Source organism: Nocardioides plantarum, assembly GCF_006346395.1.
Classification (GTDB): Bacteria; Actinomycetota; Actinomycetes; order Propionibacteriales; family Nocardioidaceae; genus Nocardioides; species Nocardioides plantarum.
Genome location: NZ_VDMS01000001.1, coordinates 2471857 through 2490669, shown reverse-complemented (window position 1 = coordinate 2490669; position 18813 = coordinate 2471857). Strand labels below are relative to the sequence as shown.

The following is an 18813-nucleotide window of genomic DNA, read 5'->3' as shown; positions in this document are numbered from 1 at the left end:
CGGGCCGGTGTGACCCAGGTCATGTACGAGACGTCGCGGAGTTTACGCAGAAACAGCCCCCAGGTGAGCCCGGGGGTGTGATGTGGGCCACAGACCCCGGGATCAGGGGCGCGAGGCGGGTGGGTGCGGCTCGGGTCAGGCCTGCGCGAGCGCGGCGTCGGCCGACTCGTGGATCACGAAGACCTTGGCCAGACCGGTGATGCGGAAGATCTTGAGCAGCCGGTCCTGGTTGCAGATCAGGCTCAGCGAGCCGTCGTGGGCACGGACCTTCTTCAGGCCACCGACCAGGACGCCCAGCCCGGTGGAGTCGAGGAACTCGACGGCCTCCATGTCGATCACCAGGTGATAGGTACCGCCGGCGACCAGCTCGGTGATCTTGTCGCGCAGCTTGGGAGCCGTGTAGACGTCGATCTCACCGCCGACGGCGACGATGGTGCGCCCGTCGACGTCGCGCGTCGCGAGACTGAGGTCCACGTGATCTCCCGGGAGGGGGGTGAGGCAGGGCTGGAACATCAAACCATGACGGCCGCAGCCACGCACAGACGATGGTAAAGAGATGCGTCAGTCGTGGTCATGCCGTGTCAGGGCGGGTCAGGGCGGGTCAGGTCGTGTCGTGGGCGTGCGCACCCCCCGGTGAGGGCGGGCGGTGTCCCCGGGCTGTGCCACCATCGCGAGCATGCCTGCCGCCGCACCCGCCGCCACCCGCGGCGGCGGCCGGGACGGGCGACCGGTGGCCGATCTGGTGGCCCGCCTGGCCGGCGTACCGGGGCGCGACGGTCGGCTGACGCACCTCGAGGTGCGTCCGGGACGCCGTGCCGAGCTGGTCTCCTGGCCGGCCTGGGCCGACCCCGCGGTCGTCGCGGCGCAGGCCGCCCGGGGCATCGCGCAGCCCTGGTCGCACCAGGTGGCCGCGGCCGACGCCGCCTGGTCCGGGCGCCACGTCGTGGTCTCGACCGGCACCGCCTCGGGCAAGTCGCTCGCCTACCAGCTGCCCGCCCTGAGTGCGGCCGCCGCGGGCCGCGGCGACCGCGGGCGCCGCGGCGCGACCACGCTCTACCTCGCGCCCACCAAGGCACTGGCCCACGACCAGCTCGAGTCGCTGCGCGAGCTGCGGCTCGACACCCGCATCGCGACGTGCGACGGCGACAGCAGCCGCGACGAGCGCGACTGGGCCCGCGCGTTCGGCGAGTACGTCCTGACCAACCCCGACATGCTGCACCGCTCGATCCTCCCGGGACACGAGCGGTGGGCATCGTTCCTCGGGTCGCTGCGCTACGTCGTCGTCGACGAGTGCCACCACTACCGCGGCGTGTTCGGTGCCCACGTGGCCCACGTGCTGCGACGCCTGCGTCGTCTCTGCGAGCACTACGGCGCCTCGCCCACCTTCGTCCTGGCCTCGGCGACGACGGCCGAGCCGGCGGCGACCGCCGCCCGGCTCACGGGTCTCGAGGTCGAGGCCGTCACGCACGACGGCTCCCCGCGTGGCGAGGTGACCCTGGCGCTGTGGGAGCCACCGCTGACCACCCACACCGGCGAGAACGGCGCCCCCGTACGCCGCGCCGCGACCTCCGAGGCCGCCGACCTGCTCGCCGACCTGGTGGCCGAGGACGTCCACACGCTGGCGTTCGTGCGCTCGCGCCGCGGGGTCGAGCAGGTGGCGCTCACCGCCGCCGCGCTGCTCGAGGAGGTCGACCCCGCGCTCTCCGGCCGCGTCGCCGCCTACCGCGGCGGCTACCTGCCCGAGGAGCGACGAGCGCTCGAGGCCGCCCTGCGCCGTGGCGACCTGGTCGGGCTGGCGGCCACCAACGCCCTCGAGCTCGGCATCGACGTGAGCGGCCTCGACGCCGTGATCATCGCCGGGTTCCCCGGCACCCGGGCCGCCCTGTGGCAGCAGGTCGGACGGGCGGGCCGCGGCGCGCAGGACGCCCTGGGGGTGCTGATCGCCCGCGACGACCCGCTCGACACCTACCTGGTCCACCACCCCGACGTGCTGCTGGGCCAGCCGGTCGAGGCCCAGGTGTTCGACCCCGACAACCCCCACGTCCTGGGCCCCCACCTGTGCGCGGCGGCCCAGGAGCGTCCGCTGACCGAGGCCGACCTGCCCCACTTCGGGCCGCGGGCCGCCGAGGTCGTCGCCACCCTGACCCACGCCGGACTGCTGCGGCGACGCTCGCGCGGGTGGTTCTGGACCGACCGGCGCCGCGCGGCCGACCTCACCGACATCCGTAGTGCCGGCGGGTCGCCGATCGCCCTGGTCGAGAGCGGCACCGGGCGGGTCGTCGGCACCGTCGACGCCGGGCGGGCCCACGGCACCGCCCACACCGGAGCGGTCTACCTGCACCAGGGCGACACCTGGCTCGTGGAGTCGCTCGACCTCGACGAGCACGTCGCCAGCATCGTGCGGCACGACCCGGGCTACACGACGAGCGCGCGTGAGGTCACCGACATCGTCATCCGCGGCGAGCGCGAGCACCGCGTCTGGGGCCGGTGCCGGCTGTTCCTGGGCGACGTCGAGGTGTCGCACCAGGTCGTGTCCTACCTCAAACGGAGCCAGCCCTCCGGCGAGGTCGTCGGCGAGCAGCCCCTCGACCTGCCCGCCCAGTCGCTGGCGACCGCGGCCGTGTGGTGGACCGTGCCCGACGACGTGCTCGCCGACGCCGGGCTGAGCGCCGACGACATCGACCTGCCCGGCGCGGCGCACGCGGCCGAGCACTGCTCCATCGGGCTGCTGCCGCTCGTGGCGACCTGCGACCGGTGGGACATCGGTGGGGTGTCCACGGCCCGGCACGCCGACACCGGCGTGCTCACCGTGTTCGTCCACGACGGTCAGCCCGGCGGGGCCGGGTTCGCCGAGCGCGGCTATCGCGCCGCACGGCGCTGGCTGCGCGCCACCCGGGAGACCATCGCGGCCTGTCGCTGCGAGCACGGGTGTCCCTCGTGCGTGCAGTCACCCAAGTGCGGCAACCAGAACAACCCGCTCGACAAGGCCGGCGCCCTGCGCCTGCTCGACGTGCTGCTCGAGCACGCCGACCCCGACACCGACGCCGGGCCCGAGGCTGACCCCGACGCGCGGCCGGGCTCCTAGGCCCAGGGTCAGCCGGGCCCGGCGCGCGCCTCGGCCTCGAGGTCGCCGCGCTGTCCGAGCCAGCGCGGGCCACTCACCCGCGTCCCGACCCTCACCTCGCGGCCGGCCACGACGCACGAGGTGAGGTCGGCCCCGTTGGCCGCGGCCACCCGGCCGGCCGCGCCGCAGGCATCACCCCCGTCGGCCAGCACCCGGGCCGCGGCCAGGACCGCCAGGTCGGCGGCGGACTGGGCGGTGCGGTGGTCGACGACCATCGCCCCCACCACCGACAGCGCCGCACCCAGCAGCACGAGCACCCCGGCGAGGGCCAGCACCAGGACCGACGCCGCCCCGCGCTCGTCGCGCTCGACCGCACCGCGGCGACTCACGGCGGCTCCTCGGCGAGCGCGACGGCCTCGGCCCGGACGGTGACCGACGGCAGCACCGAGAACAGCCCGCCCGGCCCGTCGACCTCCGCGCTGGCCGTGGCGACGACCTCGCCGCCGCCGGAGGTCACCGTGACCCGCCCCCCGTCGGGCGCGACCCGTCGGCCGGCGGTGACCGCGGCGGCAGGGTCGTCACCGCGCGCCAGGGCGCGGGCCGTCTCGCGGGCGGCGTCGACCGTGCGCACCTGGGCGGCCCCGACCGAGAGCAACCAGACGAGCCCGATCGTCAAGGCGAGCAGCAGCGGCAGGGCCATCGCCAGCTCGGCGGTCACGGCGCCGCGGTGGTCGCGGCGACGCAGAGCGCGACGACGGGTCACGAGATGCCCAGCAGCCCGAGGACGTGGTCGAACAGCGAGGTGAGCAGCTGGTCGCCGAAGCCGCCCGTGAGCATCTTGTAGAGCAGGCCGGCCAGGCCGGCCCCGGCGGCCGTGCCGACGGCGTACTCGGCGGTGGTGATGCCGCGCTCGTCGCGGCGGCGAGCGGAGCTGATCAGGCGCAGGTGCATGGGTTCTCCCGGGGTCGTGGGCCGCCCGATGCGGCCCCGGCGAGAAGAGTGCGACGCGAGGAGGACCGGGCGCGACCAGTCGGCCGGGCCCTGTGGACGAGCCCGCGCGCGGTCGCGCTGTGGACGACTCGTGGTCATCGCTCACCAGGCGATCGAGCCGAGCAGCCCCGCGACCAGCGGCACGATGCCGATCAGCACGAACGCCGGCAGCAGGCACAGCCCGAGCGGTACCGCGGCCTTGACCCCGACCGCCCGGGCCCGGTCCTCGACCTCGGCGCGCGCCCGGCGGGCGAGGTCGTCGGCGAGCCGCTCGACGGCCGGCACCACGGCGGCCCCGGTGTCGTGGGCGCGCGCCATCGTGCGCCCGAGCGGAGCGAGGTCGGGATCGGTGGCCAGGTCGGCCCACACCGTCGCGGCCGGTACGCCGAGCGCGAGGCGGGCCACGACCGGCGAGAGCCTCCGGGCAGCGGCACCCGGGAGGGCCCGCGCGACGAGCACGATCGCATCGGCGGGCGCAGCCCCCGACCGCAGCGCAGCCCCCAGCAGCGCGACGACCGCCGGGAGGTCTCGGCGTACCTCGGCGCGCTCGCGGCGCGTCTCGGGGGCCTCGGCCCGCCCGACGACGACCCACACGCCGACCGCGACGAGCACGGCCGCCACCAGGCCCGCCGACCCGCCCACGAAGGTCGCCCCGGCCGCGCCGGCGAGCAGCGACCACAGCGCGCGGTGCCGGCGCAGCCAGCCCGGGTCGGCCCCGGTCGCGGCGACCACCACCGGGGCCGGCAGCCGGACGCGGGGCGGCAGCAGGAGCGCGACCGCGAGCGTGGCGGCCAGCACGGCGACCACCACCGCGATCGGCACCGCGATTAGCACCGGAGGCGTCGAGCCGGTCACGGGCGGTCGACCTCGCGGGCCAAGGCCTCGATCCAGGCCAGGCCGACGAACGCGAACCCCAGGCCGAGCGCGAGACAGCCGAGCCCGACGGGGTGGCCGAGCAGGAAGCCCCAGGGGTCGCCGCCGGCACCGTTGCCCATCGAGAGGGCGAGCAGCGGGAGCGCGGCGACGAGCTTGGCCGTGGCGCGGGCCGAGGCGAGCTCGCCCTCGACGACCCGGCGGGTGGCCTGGGCGTCACGGATCCCGACCGCGACCCGGTCGAGGGTGTCGGCCAGCCCCTCGCCGGTGCGGTGGGCGACCTGCCAGGCGGCGGCGACGACCCGCAGGTCGGTCGCCCCGGGCTGCCCGGCGAGGGAGCGCCAGGCGGCGGGGACGTCGGCGCCGACCCGGTGGGCCTCGGCGACGGGCGCGAGCGCGGGCCAGTCGTCGGCGGCCCGGTCGAGCGCGGTCGCCGGTGGTCGGCCGGCGCCGAGCTCGACGGCCAGGGACTCGCAGGTCTCGAGGACCCGCGCCGAGGTCGCCGTGGCGGCGAGGCGCGCTGCGCGGGCCCGCCACAGGCGTACGCCGCCGAGCGCGGCGAGGACACCCACCGTGGCCAGGGCGACCAGGCGGGGCGAGCCCCCGACGACGACCAGCACGACCGCCACGCCGAGCGCAACAGGCACGACCACCGCCGGGCCCCGCCGTGGGCGCCGCCGACCCCGGACCACCAGTCGGGGTGGGCCCGGCAGCAGCAGCGCGACCGCGGCGGCTGCGGCGCCGGCCGTCAGCAGCGGGAGCGCCGTCACGACCGTCCCCGGTCGAGCCGGTCGAGCAGGCGGTCGAGCGCCGGGCCCTCGTGGAGCGTCAGCGCCGGGGTCACCTCGACCGCGACGTCCATGGTCACCAGGCCGGTGGCGTCGCGTCCGGGCACCGCGACCTGGGCGACCCGTCGCGTGCCGTCGGGTCCACGGGCGAGGTGGACCACGACGTCGACGGCGGCAGCGAGCTGGCTGTGCGCCGCCTCGCGCCCGAGACCGGCGGCGAGGGCGAGGGCCTCGACGCGGGCGGGTACGTCGACCGCCGAGTTGGCGTGGAGCGTGCCGCAGCCGCCCTCGTGGCCGGTGTTGAGCGCGGCGAGCAGCTCGACGACCTCGCCGCCGCGCACCTCGCCGACGACGAGCCGGTCGGGTCGCATGCGCAACGCCTGCCGTACGAGGGTGCGCAGGTCGACGGCCCCGGCACCCTCGGCGTTGGCGGGCCAACCCTCCAGGCCGACGACGTGGGGATGGTCGGGGCGCAGCTCGGAGGCGTCCTCGACGACCACCAGCCGCTCGCTCGGCGGCAACCGGGACAGCAGGGCGGCCAGCAGGGTCGTCTTGCCGGTGCCGGTGCCGCCGCTGACCAGGAACGCGAGCCGCGCGGCCAGCACCCGGTCGAGCAGCCGCGCCACCGGCTCGGACAGCGTGCCGGCGGCCACCAGCTCGTCGAGGGTGAAGCCGCCGTGGCGCGGGACCCGCAGCGAGATCGCCGTGCCCGGGCGGGCGATCGGCGCGAGCACCGCGTGGAACCGGGTGCCGTCGGCGAGCCGGAGGTCGACGTAGGGGGACGCGTCGTCGAGGCGACGCCCACCGAGCGAGGCCAGCCGCTGGGCCAGGCGGCGTACGGACTCGTCGTCGGGGAACGACACCTCGCTGCGCTCGAGGCCCTCGCCGCGGTCGACGTAGACCGCGCCGGACCCGTTGACCACCACGTCGGTCACCCCGGGCAGGGCCAGGAGGGGCTCGAGGGGACCCGCGCCGACGACGTCACGCCGCAGCACCTCGTGGACGGCGAGGACCGTGGCGTCACCCACCGGGCGGCCGGTGTCGCGCAGCGCCTGGGCCACCCGGTGCGGGGTGAGGTCGCCGGGGCTGCGGGCGAGGACCTCGCGGGCGGCGTCGACGAGACCGAGCGGCAGCTCGTCGATCACGACGCGGCCCGCAGGGGCACCCCGACGGGCACCCGGGCCGCGACTCCCGTCGCCGCCAGTCGCACGGGGTCGGCGAGCAGGGTCAGCAGGTCGGTGCACGCCCGGCCGAACGGGCTGCGCGGGTTGCGGACCGGGCCCAGCCCGAGGTCGACGGACTCGGCCAGCGAGCGCTGGTGGGGCAGCACGGCGAGGACCGGGGTGGCGGTGGCGCGGGCGACGTCGGGCTCGAGCAGGCCGTGGCCGCGCAGCACGAGGCCGGTGGCGGCGCGCTCGCGGTGACGCGCGCACACCCGGGCCGACGACGCGACGCCCGCGACGGTGCCGACCGTGGCGACCAGCAGGACGTCGCACCGCGAGGCGACCTCGTCGACGAGCGGGTCGGGGGTGCGCGGCAGGTCGACGACGACGGTGTCGTGGCCGCGGCGGGCGGCCGACAGTGCCTCGCGCACGGCGAAGGCCTGCAGGGTCGCGGTCGCGGCGGCGTACCAGGTGAGGACGCCGAGGCGACCGCGGCGGGGCAGCGCCTCGCGCAGGGCCCGGGCGCTGAGCCGCCCGGTGGTCTGGCACAGCGCGTCCCAGCGGAAGCCGACGCTGTGGTCGAGGCCCAGGACCCGGTCGAGGCCGGGCCCGAACGGGTCGCAGTCGATGACGACGCTGTCGCCGGCGCGGGCCGCGACCTGGCCGAGGGCGGCCGCGAGCGTGCTGGCGCCGGCCCCGCCAGAGCCGCCGACGACCCCGACGACGAGCCCGCGCGGCCGGGCGGCCTCACCGAGGTCGGTGAGCGTCTCGACGACCCACCCCTCGGAGCGCGGCAGCTCGGCGACGTTCTCGGCGCCCAGGGCCAGGCCGCAACGGAACAGCGAGGAGTCGGTGCTGCCCCAGGTGACGACGTGGACGCCGTCGCGGCGCTCGGGCCCGAGGTCGGCGAGCGGGGCCGCGAGGTCGCCACCCACCAGCACCACCGGAGCCCGCGCCCACGCACGCAGCGCGCCGCCCGGGTCGGGCACCACCGTCGGCGCCACGCCGGCCGCCGCGGCCAGGCGCAACAGCTCGTCGCGCAGCGCGGGGTCGGCGGTGACGACCAGAGGGGGCGCAGTGGCGCCAGCGGCAGGAGAGTCATGGGGCACGAGAGCCTGGTCGAGGGTCATGGAACGAGGGTCGCCCGCACACCGGGCCCGGCCGCCCCGTCGGCGTACGGACTGTGGAGGGTCCGTGCGACCCGCCGCCTGTGGAGGACTCCCGGCTATTTCCACAGGCCCGCCCACCTACGATGGCCGCATGCCCCGCGCTGCGGCGTTCTTCGACCTCGACAAGACGATCATCGCCAAGTCGAGCACGCTCGCGTTCTCCAAGCCGTTCCAGGCCGGCGGGCTCATCTCCCGCCGGGCCGTGCTGCGCTCGGCGTACGCGCAGTTCGTCTTCCTCGCAGGCGGCGCCGACCACGACCAGATGGAGAAGCTGCGGCAGTTCATGTCGAGCCTGGTCGGTGGCTGGGACGTCGCCACGGTGCGCGAGATCGTCGCCGAGACCCTCCACCACGTCGTCGACCCGATCGTCTACGACGAGGCCGTCGGCCTGATCGCCGAGCACAGCCTCGCGGGTCGCGACGTCGTCATCGTCTCGGCCTCGGGCAGCGAGGTCGTCGAGCCGATCGGCGAGCTGCTCGGCGCCGACCACGTCGTGGCGTCGCGGCTCGAGATCGTCGACGGCAAGTACACCGGCGAGATCGACTACTACGCGTTCGGCGAGGAGAAGGCCCGCGCCATCCGCCAGCTGGCCGAGGAGCGGGGCTACGACCTCGCGCAGTGCTACGGCTACAGCGACTCGGTGACCGACGTCCCCATGCTCGCGGCCGTCGGCTTCCCCCATGCCGTCAACCCCGACAAGGACCTGCGCAAGGAGGCCGCGGCCCGCGGCTGGCCGGTGCTGGTGTTCGTCAAGCCGGTCGCGCTGCGCTCGCGCGTCCCCCTCCCACCGGCGAAGCCGGCGCTCGCCGCCCTCGCGGTCGGCGGCGCGGTCGCCGTCGGCGGGGTGCTGTGGACCAACGCGCGCAAGAAGCAGCGCGACGCGTGAACCGATCCGGCTGCCACCGCATCTGGTGAGTGTGGGCACGGACGGGGACGGCACCGACAGCGACTTCGCGGAGTACGCCGCCGCGCGCTGGCCGGCCCTGCTCCGCTCGGCGATCTTCCTCGGCTGCGCGCCGCAGGAGGCCGAGGACCTCGTCCAGACCACGCTGCTGCGCTGCTACACGTCGTGGCGCAAGGTGGCGCGGGCCGACCACCGAGACGCCTACGTCTCGCGGATGCTGGTCAACGCGTTCCGTGAGAGCCGGCGCCGCCGGTGGTGGGGCGAGCGGCCCACGGGCGACCTGACCGAGCTCGACGTCGCCGTGCCGGACGGCACCGACGACCTCGCCGACACGGCGTCCGTACGCCGTGCCCTCGACGGCATCTCCGTGCCCCAGCGCGAGGTCGTCGTCCTGCGCTACTACCTGCAGCTCAGCGAGCGCGAGACCGCCGACGCGCTGCGCATCCCGCCCGGCACGGTCAAGAGCCGCCTGTCGGCCGCTCTCAAGCACCTGGCCACCGCCCTCGAACCCTCAGGAGAGGAGCACTGATGGACGACGTCCTCGACGCCTTCGACCGCCGCCTCGACCCGCTGGTCCCGACCGGCCCGGCCCCCGTCACCGACCTCGTACGACGAGGGCGCGCCCGTCGCACCCGACGCCGGGGCCTGCAGGCCGGGCTCGCCGCGGCGGTCGCCGTGGTGGCCGTGGGCACCACGGTGGCGGTCGTGCAGGGGCGCGACGCTCCACCGACTCCGACCTCCCCCGCGGCGTCGACCCCGCCTGCCACCCCGCCCGCCACCTCGGACGGCACCTCGAACGGCACCTCGGACGGCACCCGCACGGTCGGCCTCGACGGCGTCGTCGTCGACGTCCCTGCCGCGTGGGTGGCGATCGAGCCCTGCTCCGGGATCGCCGGCGCCTTGGCCTTCGCCGCGCCGGGCGCCTCGTGCTTCACCGGGCCCGCCGTCCAGCTGGCCTCGACCGTGGACGACCGTCCTTCCGGTGTGGCGGGTCGTCAGCACGGACTCGACGTCCGGCGGTTCGACCACGTCTGCGGACCCGCCGAGGACTGCGTCTACGACGCCTGGACCACCGTGAGCGTGCCCGAGCTCTCCATCGGGGTGACGGTCACGACCCCCGAGGGCGACGAGCTGCGCGACCTCGTCGCCGGCTCCGTCCGTCCGACGCCGGACGGCTACGTCGCCGTGCCCGACGTGCAGGGCTTGATGATCGACGACGCCAAGGTGGTGCTGGCCGACGCCGGTCTCGACCCGACCGACATCGAGCCGCTGTGGACGGTCGGCCCGACCGATCCCGAGGCCGGGTCCGTCGTCCCGCTCGGCACCTACGTCGACCTCCCGCCGCAGCGCTGACCCCGGTCTCTGGGCCGTGCTGCCAGGCCGGGTCGTCGACGTGGCCCCGGTCGCCGCCCACGAGCCGCAGCACCTCGGCCGACCCAGGACGGAACGTTCCACCTGCCCAGGCCGGGCGAGGACTCCTAGCGTCGGCCCATGACCTTCGACCAGCTGGGCTACTCCGCGGACAAGGCGACGCCCGCTGGTCCGACCCCGACCGACGACGGCCCGGCGGTCGCGCTGCGCCTCGTGACGACGTACGACGACCGCACCCGTCGCGTCGACATCGCCCTGTCCGGCGCGGAGTCGGTCGCGATCGAGGACGGCGAGACCACCACGTTCCCGACCGAGCGGCTGTGGCCGGTCGTGCGCGAGCTGCTGCCGCCGATGCAGCAGCTCAAGGCCGACCCGGAGGGGCGCCCGGCGACCGACCACCGCAACCCCGGACCCGGCTTCGCCGAGGAGTGCCGCGCGTTCGTCGCCCTGGCCACGGTGGTCGACGAGCGGGTCAGCGTGCGCACCTGGCTGGCCACCGACGACGAGCTCTGGTCGGTGACGCCCCAGGCCGACGGCTCCACCGACATCAGTCCCGCCCCCGACGGCGCCGTCGCCGACCTGCTGGTCTGGGACGTCACCGCCGCCCTCGAGGTCCTGGTGGCCGAGGCCGAGAGGCGCGCGTCATGACGACCCTCGGGATGGACACCGAGGCCGGTCTCGCGGCCAGCGGTGAGCTCGATGCGGGCTCGCAGAAGATCGCCGAGCTCGCGACCCGCCTCGACTCCGCGCTGCACGGCTTCGACTGGACCGGCACCGACGCCGACCGCACCCTCGACGCCTGGCGGCAGACCGGCAAGCCCTCCCTCGACACGACCGTCACCCAGCTGGCCTCGATGGCCCTGCTGATCCGCCAGGAGGCCCAGGCCCAGGACACCGCCTCCGGCGAGGGCGCCACGTCGGCCGGTGGCGGCGGCGCCGTCGGATCCGCTCAGCCGCAGGGGTTCCTCGGCAAGGTCGGGCAGTTCCTCACCGACCGCATCTCCGCGGCGTACGACGGCATCAAGCGCACGCTGGGCCACGAGGTCGGCCTCCTCGGCAAGGTCGTCGACGTGCTGACCGGCAGGGAGGACCACTCGGTCTCCGAGATCGCCGCCAGCGCGCTGCTCACCGTCGGCTCGGCCGCCGGCACCGTCGCCAACATCGTCACCGGCAAGGACCAGCACTGGTTCGGCGAGGGCACCGGCGTCGCCGGGACCCCGAGCGTGGTGGCCGACAAGGCCGGCGGTCTCTACTCCCCCGCCCTGGCGCGCCCGACCGACCTGGGCAGCCTGATGCAGGGCGTCACCGACTCCTACCAGGTCGGCAAGAACCCCGACGCCGAGGGCGGCGACGTCCGCATCACCCGCGTCGACAACGGCAACGGGCCGGCCTACGTCGTCTCGATCCCCGGCACCGAGAACTGGTCGCCCACCGCGGGCGCCGAGCCGCGCGACCTGTCGGCCAACCTCGCCCTCGTCGCCGGCGACCCGACCGCGGCCGCCCAGTCGGTGCGGGCGGCGATGGACGCCGCCGGCATCCCCCCGGGCTCGCCGGTGATGCTCGTCGGACACAGCCAGGGCGGCATCATCGCCGCCCAGCTCGCCTCCGACCCGGCCTTCGTGCAGCAGTACGGCGTCACCAACATCCTCACCTACGGCGCCCCGATCGATCACATGCAGCTGGCGCCCGGCGTCGAGGCCCTCCAGGTCCAGCACCGGTTCGACGTCGTCCCGCGCCTCGACCTCGGGGGCGTCGACCTCCACGGGGTCAACCCCAACAGCCACGTCACGGGGGTCACCCTGCCCAGCCCCGGCGGGGTGTTCGGCGTCGTGGCCAACCACGACCACACGGCCTACATCAACTCGGTCCGCGAGGCCATGGCCTCCGACGGCGAGTCCGGTCGTATCCTGCGGGACTACCAGTCCACGCTGGCGCCGTTCCTCGTCACCCCGACGGGGAGCGCGACGGCGATCGACGTGCCGGTGACCCGCCGGCCCTGACCTCCACGAGGTCGCGCACCCCGAGGAGCACCGCATGGGCCTGCTGTCGAAGATGCTCGGCGGCCGCCCGGGCGAGGTCGCGATCAACGCGACCCTGGGTGACGCGATCCGCGTGCTCCCCGGCGTCGTCGCCCACTCGCTGCACTACAACCACCAGCCCAACTCCTCGGGCGCGGTGTCCGGGGTCGTCGACGTCGTCGACTCCGCCGCGTTCCTCGAGGTGCTGCGGACCACGCGCCGCGTGCTCGGCGGGCTCCTGGGCGACGGCGCCGACCGGGTGACGTTCTACCTCACCGGCAGCACCCCCGACGGCGACTCGGTGACGCCCGGCGACCTCGGCCTGACCCAACCGCCGACCGGCCGCGAGATCGCCCAGCGCCTGCTCTCCTGACGCACGCCCGGCACGCCGTCTCTCCCGTTGCCCGGAAGTCAAGTCTTGTGTCGCCGGTCACACCGGCGTACACATGGGGGCAGGTCGACAACTCAAGAGCAGCACGTGAACCGGGTACCCACGCGGCGAACCACCCTTCTTGAGGGCGCCTGCCATCGGGATACTCCCGGGACAGCAAGCTGAGATTGCACGCTTGGTAGCCCACGGCTCACGTGTTCGCGGTGGCGCTCAGGTCCCTAGCGGACCAGGGCGCCACCTGCACTTTTCCTGCAGCGAGCGCGCAGCCGTACGCGACGAAGGAGCGGGCGGCGTGGCGCGCGAAGGTCGAGCAAGCGGCGCGGATGAGGAACGAATCCGCGCCAGCGCGTCGAGACCACCGCAGCCGACGCACCCAACCCGACCGGTGGTGAGCAGACGTGACGCTGCGGTCGAGTGGTCTCGAGACGGGCGTGACCGCCCTCCTCGACCACCGTGTGGATCAGTCGGCGCTCCGCCGCAACGGACTGGCCTCGGCCGCGGCGGCGAAGGCCTCCGCGGCGTACAGCGTCCAGGCGTGCACGCCGGCGGCCCCACCCTCGGCGTAGCCCCGCAGGTTGGACTCGTAGGCGGCTCGCAGCGCGAGGTGTCCGGCCTCGGGCACGATCAACGACTTCTCGTCGACCCCGCGGGCCACCAGCACCAGTCGCTCGACGGCGCGGGCGACGATCCCGTTGTGGGAGGCGAAGGGCGCCGCGGTGACCAGCTCGGCGTGCACGAGCCCCGCCACGAGCAGGGCCGGGGCGTCGGTGGTCGAGGTGAGCACCGCGGCGACGTCGCGCAGGCGGGCGGCCGACTCGGGGTCGCGGGGGCGGCCGAGCCGCTCGTCGTCGACGGATCCTCGCGCGGCCAGGGCGTGCACCCGGGCCAGGGCCTGCAGCGGCGACCGACCCAGGGTGGGCGCCAGCGAGAGGAGCTCGGTCGACAGGTGCACGCTGTCGCGCGCGATCTCGTCGCCGTCGCCGGAGCGCACCTGCGCCAGCGTCGAGGTCGATCCCTCGAGCACCGCGCTCGCGTGGGCCCCGCGCAGCAGCGACTCGCCCGTCGTCTCGGGCGTCGTACGACGCAGCCCGCGGTCGCGGAGCACCCCGTCGATCCCGTCGCGCGCGGCGGCGTAGGCCGACGGGACACCCTCGAGCGTCACCAGCCAGGCCAGGGGGTCGTTGGTCTCCGCGCTCACCACAGCACCGTAACGGCCGCGCGTCGGTCGGCCGGCCGACCCTGCGCCCCATAGGATCCGGGGCAATGAGCAAGGACCTCCAGCGCCACGCCCGATCCTTCGGGGCCGTGGCCGACGCCTACGACCGCGGCCGCCCGGGCTACCCCGACGCCGCGGTGGCGTGGCTGGTCGGCGAGCAGCCGGTGACGGTGCTCGAGCTCGGCGCCGGCACGGGCAAGCTCACCCAGCGGCTGGTCGCCGCGGGCCACGACGTGCACGCCACCGAGCCCGACGAGGCGATGCTGGCGATCCTGCGCGGGCGACTCCCCGACGTCCGCGCCACGGCGAGCGACGCCGAGAACATCCCGGTCGCCGACCAGTCCGTCGACGTGGTGGTCGCGGCGCAGTGCTTCCACTGGTTCGACCCCGAGGTCGCGCTGCCCGAGATCGCGCGCGTGCTGCGCCCGGGCGGCCACCTCGCCGTGGTGTGGAACCAGCGCGACGAGCGGATCCCGTGGGTCCGCAAGCTCGGTCGCATCATCGGCACCCAGGAGCACACCACCAGCTCGATCGACGTGCTGGCCGACTCCACCGACTTCCACGAGGTCGAGCACGCCGACTTCAAGCACTGGCAGGTCGTCGACCGCCGCACGATCCAGGACCTCACGATCTCGCGGTCCCACATCGCCGCCGGCGACGAGGCCGAGCGCCAGCGGGTGCTGGCCGACGTGCTCGCGCTCTACGACGACTACGGCCGCGGCATGGACGGCATGCAGCTGCCCTACCTGACGCGCGGCACCCGCGCCCGCGTCACCGAGCGCATCGTCGTCCCGCCCCCGGTCGCCCCGCGCGCCGAGCCGGAGCCGACCGTGCCGATCACCCTGGCCGGTCGCGGGCCGAGCGACGGCGACGACCCGATGGTCGACTCCGCCGACACGATCCCGCGGGTCGCGGCCGGGCTCGAGGACACCGGCACCCTGCTCATCGACTTCCGCTGAGCCGCCCTCCGGCCGGGTTGTGTGGTCGGATGAGGCCCATGGCTCGGCTGTGGCGACGGACACACCTCGGCACCGAGGCCGACCGCGCCACCTTCCGGACCCTGCACCGCGCCTCGCTCGCCTCGCCCGCCCTGCGCGAGGGCCTCACCGAGGCCAGCGCCACGCGGTCGGCCGGGCACCTGCGGGCCCTCCTCGGCACCCCCGCCCTGGCGGTGACCGACGCCGTCGGCTGCCTGGCGTGGGACGGGGTCAGCGCCCACCACGCGGACCAGGTCCCGACCCTGGTCGCGGCAACGCTCGAGCGCGGTCGCACCCGCGGCTTCGACCGCGGCGACCTCGTCTGCGCCACGCCGGGCTGCCCGGTCCGCACCGCGGTGGTCAGCCCCCTCGTCGTCGAGGACCGCATCATCGGCACCCTCGCCGCGTTCGCGGCGTACCAGACCGCCGGGCTGGCCCGGGCCACCGACGAGGTCGCGACCTGGGTCTCCGGACAGCTCGCCCTCGCCGAGCTCGAGCTGTCGCGCACCCGGCTCGCGGAGGCCGAGGTGCGCGCGCTGCGGGCCCAGATCAGCCCCCACTTCGTCTACAACTCGCTCGGGGCGATCGCGAGCTTCGTGCGCACCGACCCCGACCGGGCGCGTGAGGTGCTGCTCGAGTTCGCCGACTTCACCCGCTACTCCTTCCGCCGCCACGGCGACTACACGACGCTGGCCGAGGAGCTGCGCTCGATCGAGCGCTACCTGCTGCTCGAGCAGGCGCGCTTCGGCGAGCGGCTCCAGGTCACGCTGAGCATCGCGCCCGAGGTGCTCGGCGTCGCGGTGCCGTTCCTGTGCGTGCAGCCGCTCGTCGAGAACGCCGTGCGCCACGGCCTCGAGGGCGTCGACCGGGTCGGGCACGTCACCATCACCGCCCGCGACCGCGGCCAGGACTGCGTCATCGAGGTCGAGGACGACGGTGCCGGCGAGGACCCCGAGCGCGTCCGCCGGGCCCTGGGTGGAACCCTGCTGTCGGACGGCGCCCACGACTCCGTGGGCCTGGGCAACGTCGATGCCCGGCTGCGCTCGACGTACGGCGACGACTACGGCCTGGTCGTCGAGACCGCGCCCGGTGCCGGCACCAAGGTCGTCGTCCGGGTACCCAAGTTCGCGGCGGGGGTGACGGCGTGATCCACCAGGCAGGGTTGCGGGTGCTGGTGGTCGACGACGAGCGGCCGTCGCTCGACGAGCTCGAATGGCTGCTCTCGTGCGACGACCGGGTGGCGTCCGTGCGCACCTGCCAGTCGGCGACCGACGGGCTGCGGGTGCTGCGCGAGGGCGACGTCGACTGCGTGTTCCTCGACATCCAGATGCCCGGGCTGACCGGGCTCGAGCTCGCCGAGGTGCTGAGCCGCTTCAAGGAGCCGCCGCCGATCGTGTTCGTCACCGCCCACGAGACCCACGCCGTCGAGGCGTTCGACCTCAACGCCGTCGACTACGTGCTCAAGCCGGTCCGGGCCGAGCGCCTCGCCGAGGCCGTACGCCGCGTGGTCGACGGGAGCGCGGCCGGCGAGCGGGCCGCGGCGACGGCCACCGACGTCCAGATCCCCGTCGAGCGCGGGGGTGTGACGCGATTCGTGTCCCGCGCGAGCGTCACGCACGTCGAGGCCCAGGGCGACTACGCCCGCCTGCACACCGCGTCCGACACCCACCTCGTGCGGGTGCCGTTGTCGACGCTCGAGGAGGAGTGGGCCGACGCCGGCTTCGTGCGCATCCACCGCTCGGTGCTGGTCGCGACCGCGCACGTCTCGCAGGTGCGGATGGAGTCGGGCCGGTGCACGGTGGTCGTGGGCCCCGACGTCGAGCTGATGGTGTCGCGACGCAACACCCGCGAGCTGCGCGAGCGGCTGCTGCACGCGCGGGGCGAGTCGTGATGGGCGTCGGCGTCGGCCTCGGCGTTGGGATAGTCCCTGACGTAAATCAACTCCGGGAGCCCTCAGGTCTTGATTTGCGTCAGGGACTATCCCGCCGGGCGCGGTCGTGAGCGACGCGCAACCCGAGCCGCCGCGCCGCGTGCGCGTGACCGGCCCCGACCGCGCTGCCCACCCGAGCCCGCGGTCGCGCACCGGCGACATCGACGACGAGACGCCGCTGGGCGACCTCTACCTCGGCTCGCTGCTGCGTGAGCAGCTGCTGCTGGCGGCGCGCGTGCTCGGACTGCTCGCGCTCACCGTCGGCACGCTCCCGCTGCTGTTCTTCGTGGCGCCCGGGCTGGACGACGTACGGCTGCTCGGGCTGCCGATGGTGTGGCTGGTGCTCGGGGTGCTGGTCTACCCGTGGCTGGTGCTCCTCGGCTGGTCCTACGTACGCCGGGCCGAGCGCAACGAGCGTGACTTCGCCGAGCTGCTGGGCGAGGTCGACCGGTGAGCCGACCATGAGCACCGTTCCCGGGTTCGTCGCCGTCGTGCTGGTCACGCTGACGACGTTGGCGATCGGCACCTACGGCCTGCGCTTCTCGCGTACGACGTCCGACTTCTTCGTGGCCAGCCGCACGGTCCGGCCGGGGCTCAACGCCAGCGCCATCGGCGGCGAGTACCTCTCGGCGGCCAGCTTCCTCGGCGTCGCCGGGCTGCTGCTGACGTTCGGTGCCGAGATGCTGTGGTACCCGATCGGCTGGACCGCCGGCTACCTCGTCCTGCTCGTGCTCGTGGCGGCACCCCTGCGGCGCAGCGGGGCCTACACGCTGCCCGACTTCGCCGAGGCCCGGCTGGGCTCGCGGGGCGTGCGCCACGTGTGCAGCCTGCTGGTGGTGGCGATCGGCTGGCTCTACCTGCTGCCGCAGTTCGAGGGCGCGGGCCTCACCCTGGCGGCGGCGCTCGACGCCCCGCGCTGGATCGGGCCGGTGGTGGTCGGCGCGGTCGTGCTGGTCAACGTCGGCTCGGGCGGCATGCGCAGCATCACCTTCGTGCAGGCCTTCCAGTACTGGCTCAAGCTCACCGCGATGCTCGTCCCCGCGGCGGTGCTGCTCGTCGTCTGGGCCGGCGACGACGTGACCGGCCCGAGCGCGACGGCGGGGTCCTGGTCGGTGCCGCTGGGCGACGGCGGCACGCAGGGCCTCTACACGACGTACTCCCTGGTGCTCGCGACCTTCCTCGGCACGATGGGCCTGCCCCACGTGGTCGTGCGGTTCTACACCAACCCCGACGGCCGGGCCGCGCGTCGTACGACGCTGGTGGTGCTGGCGCTGCTCGGCGCGTTCTACGTGCTGCCGCCGGTCTACGCCGCGCTCGGCCGCGCGTACGGCGCCGACCCGGCCGCGTCCGACAGCCTCGTGCTCGACCTGCCGCGGCTGATCGTGCCCGGACCGCTCGGCGACGTGCTGACCGGGATGGTCACGGCCGGGGCGTTCGCGGCGTTCCTGTCGACGTCGTCCGGCCTGGCGATCGCGGTCTCGGGGGTGCTGACCCAGGACGTCACCTCGCGCCGCCTCCCCCGCCTCGGCGACCTCGCGGCCTTCCGCGTGGCCACGCTGGTGGCGGTCGCCGTACCGCTGGCCGCGACGCTCGTGCTGCCCGACTTCGGCGTCGCCCGCGCGGTCGGCCTCGCCTTCGCCGTCGCCGCCTCGACCTTCTGTCCCCTGCTGGTGCTCGGCATCTGGTGGCGCGGTCTCACCGCCGCCGGTGCCGTCGCGGGACTGCTCGCCGGCGGCACCGGCTCGGTCGCCGCCGTCGCCTGGACCCTCGCCCACGACGACGGCACCGGCTGGTTCGCCGTCGTCGTCGGCCAGCCCGCCGCGTGGTCGGTGCCGCTGGCCTTCGCGGCGATGGTGCTGGTGTCACGCCGTACGACGGCACCCGCGCACGCGCGCCGGTTCATGGTGCGGCTGCACACGCCGGAGACGGTCGAGCTGGACCGGTCGTGACGGCATTCAG

At 75.2% G+C, this 18813-nt stretch carries 21 protein-coding genes; 12 read left to right on the top strand and 9 right to left on the bottom strand.

Going from position 1 to position 18813, the window contains the following annotated elements; translation table 11 throughout:
* Window positions 1-135: 135 nt before the first annotated feature.
* Window positions 136-474 carry an anti-sigma factor antagonist gene (locus tag FJQ56_RS11655; protein WP_140009553.1) on the bottom strand — a complete coding sequence of 113 codons (339 nt, stop codon included), beginning with the start codon at window positions 472-474 and terminating at the stop codon, window positions 136-138.
* 202 nt (window positions 475-676) lie between these two features.
* Here FJQ56_RS11655 and FJQ56_RS11650 point away from each other — a divergent pair, with 202 nt between their 5' ends.
* Entirely contained in the window at window positions 677-3085 is a 2409-nt protein-coding gene (locus FJQ56_RS11650; protein ID WP_140009552.1) for a DEAD/DEAH box helicase, read from the top strand.
* 8 nt (window positions 3086-3093) lie between these two features.
* On the opposite strand, the gene FJQ56_RS11645 is transcribed toward FJQ56_RS11650, so the two are convergent.
* The 7 genes from FJQ56_RS11645 to ssd all read right to left on the bottom strand — a co-directional run bounded on the left by FJQ56_RS11645 (window position 3094) and on the right by ssd (window position 8008).
* Entirely contained in the window at window positions 3094-3453 is a 360-nt protein-coding gene (locus FJQ56_RS11645; protein ID WP_140009551.1) for an Rv3654c family TadE-like protein, read from the bottom strand.
* On the bottom strand, window positions 3450-3782 hold the full coding sequence (locus FJQ56_RS11640; protein ID WP_246084089.1) for a TadE family type IV pilus minor pilin: 333 nt from the start codon (window positions 3780-3782) through the stop codon (window positions 3450-3452). Before FJQ56_RS11640 ends, FJQ56_RS11645 begins: the two co-directional genes overlap by 4 nt.
* Window positions 3783-3823: 41 nt before the next feature.
* A complete protein-coding gene (locus tag FJQ56_RS11635; RefSeq protein WP_140009549.1) occupies window positions 3824-4015 on the bottom strand; it encodes a DUF4244 domain-containing protein in 192 nt (63 codons plus the stop codon).
* 141 nt (window positions 4016-4156) lie between these two features.
* On the bottom strand, window positions 4157-4909 hold the full coding sequence (locus FJQ56_RS11630; RefSeq protein WP_246084088.1) for a type II secretion system F family protein: 753 nt from the start codon (window positions 4907-4909) through the stop codon (window positions 4157-4159).
* Window positions 4906-5697, bottom strand: coding sequence for a type II secretion system F family protein (locus FJQ56_RS11625; protein ID WP_140009548.1), 792 nt, complete (start codon window positions 5695-5697; stop codon window positions 4906-4908). The genes FJQ56_RS11630 and FJQ56_RS11625 overlap by 4 nt, the downstream gene beginning before the upstream one ends.
* Window positions 5694-6860: a TadA family conjugal transfer-associated ATPase gene (locus FJQ56_RS11620; protein ID WP_425464895.1), complete on the bottom strand. Its 1167-nt coding sequence runs from the start codon at window positions 6858-6860 to the stop codon at window positions 5694-5696. Before FJQ56_RS11620 ends, FJQ56_RS11625 begins: the two co-directional genes overlap by 4 nt.
* The gene (gene ssd, locus FJQ56_RS11615; protein ID WP_140009547.1) at window positions 6857-8008 is read right to left on the bottom strand and encodes a septum site-determining protein Ssd; all 1152 of its coding nucleotides are present in this window, start codon (window positions 8006-8008) and stop codon (window positions 6857-6859) included. Before ssd ends, FJQ56_RS11620 begins: the two co-directional genes overlap by 4 nt.
* A gap of 130 nt (window positions 8009-8138) precedes the next feature.
* Between ssd and FJQ56_RS11610 the strand changes: the two genes are divergently transcribed.
* From FJQ56_RS11610 to FJQ56_RS11585, 6 genes are all read left to right on the top strand, one after another.
* On the top strand, window positions 8139-8933 hold the full coding sequence (locus FJQ56_RS11610) for an HAD family hydrolase (protein WP_140009546.1): 795 nt from the start codon (window positions 8139-8141) through the stop codon (window positions 8931-8933).
* Between the two features lie 31 nt (window positions 8934-8964).
* The gene (locus FJQ56_RS11605) at window positions 8965-9480 is read left to right on the top strand and encodes a SigE family RNA polymerase sigma factor (RefSeq protein ID WP_140009545.1); all 516 of its coding nucleotides are present in this window, start codon (window positions 8965-8967) and stop codon (window positions 9478-9480) included.
* Window positions 9480-10304 carry a PASTA domain-containing protein gene (locus FJQ56_RS11600; protein WP_140009544.1) on the top strand — a complete coding sequence of 275 codons (825 nt, stop codon included), beginning with the start codon at window positions 9480-9482 and terminating at the stop codon, window positions 10302-10304. Before FJQ56_RS11605 ends, FJQ56_RS11600 begins: the two co-directional genes overlap by 1 nt.
* A gap of 138 nt (window positions 10305-10442) precedes the next feature.
* Window positions 10443-10970 (top strand): hypothetical protein, encoded by a 528-nt coding sequence (locus tag FJQ56_RS11595; protein ID WP_140009543.1) that lies wholly within the window; start codon window positions 10443-10445, stop codon window positions 10968-10970.
* A complete protein-coding gene (locus FJQ56_RS11590) occupies window positions 10967-12322 on the top strand; it encodes a PGAP1-like alpha/beta domain-containing protein (protein WP_140009542.1) in 1356 nt (451 codons plus the stop codon). The genes FJQ56_RS11595 and FJQ56_RS11590 overlap by 4 nt, the downstream gene beginning before the upstream one ends.
* A 34-nt stretch (window positions 12323-12356) precedes the next feature.
* Window positions 12357-12713 carry a hypothetical protein gene (locus tag FJQ56_RS11585; protein WP_140009541.1) on the top strand — a complete coding sequence of 119 codons (357 nt, stop codon included), beginning with the start codon at window positions 12357-12359 and terminating at the stop codon, window positions 12711-12713.
* Between the two features lie 478 nt (window positions 12714-13191).
* Here FJQ56_RS11585 and FJQ56_RS11580 read toward each other — a convergent pair whose 3' ends face one another.
* Window positions 13192-13929 (bottom strand): Fic family protein, encoded by a 738-nt coding sequence (locus FJQ56_RS11580; protein WP_140009540.1) that lies wholly within the window; start codon window positions 13927-13929, stop codon window positions 13192-13194.
* A gap of 65 nt (window positions 13930-13994) precedes the next feature.
* On the opposite strand from FJQ56_RS11580, the gene FJQ56_RS11575 reads away from it, so the two are divergent.
* From FJQ56_RS11575 to FJQ56_RS11555, 5 genes are all read left to right on the top strand, one after another.
* A complete protein-coding gene (locus FJQ56_RS11575) occupies window positions 13995-14906 on the top strand; it encodes a class I SAM-dependent methyltransferase (protein WP_140009539.1) in 912 nt (303 codons plus the stop codon).
* Between the two features lie 29 nt (window positions 14907-14935).
* Entirely contained in the window at window positions 14936-16072 is a 1137-nt protein-coding gene (locus tag FJQ56_RS11570) for a sensor histidine kinase (RefSeq protein WP_140009538.1), read from the top strand.
* On the top strand, window positions 16069-16815 hold the full coding sequence (locus tag FJQ56_RS11565; protein ID WP_342776437.1) for a LytR/AlgR family response regulator transcription factor: 747 nt from the start codon (window positions 16069-16071) through the stop codon (window positions 16813-16815). The genes FJQ56_RS11570 and FJQ56_RS11565 overlap by 4 nt, the downstream gene beginning before the upstream one ends.
* A 106-nt stretch (window positions 16816-16921) precedes the next feature.
* The gene (locus FJQ56_RS11560; protein WP_140009537.1) at window positions 16922-17308 is read left to right on the top strand and encodes a hypothetical protein; all 387 of its coding nucleotides are present in this window, start codon (window positions 16922-16924) and stop codon (window positions 17306-17308) included.
* 7 nt (window positions 17309-17315) lie between these two features.
* Entirely contained in the window at window positions 17316-18803 is a 1488-nt protein-coding gene (locus FJQ56_RS11555; protein ID WP_140009536.1) for a sodium/solute symporter, read from the top strand.
* The last annotated feature ends 10 nt before the right edge of the window (window positions 18804-18813 follow it).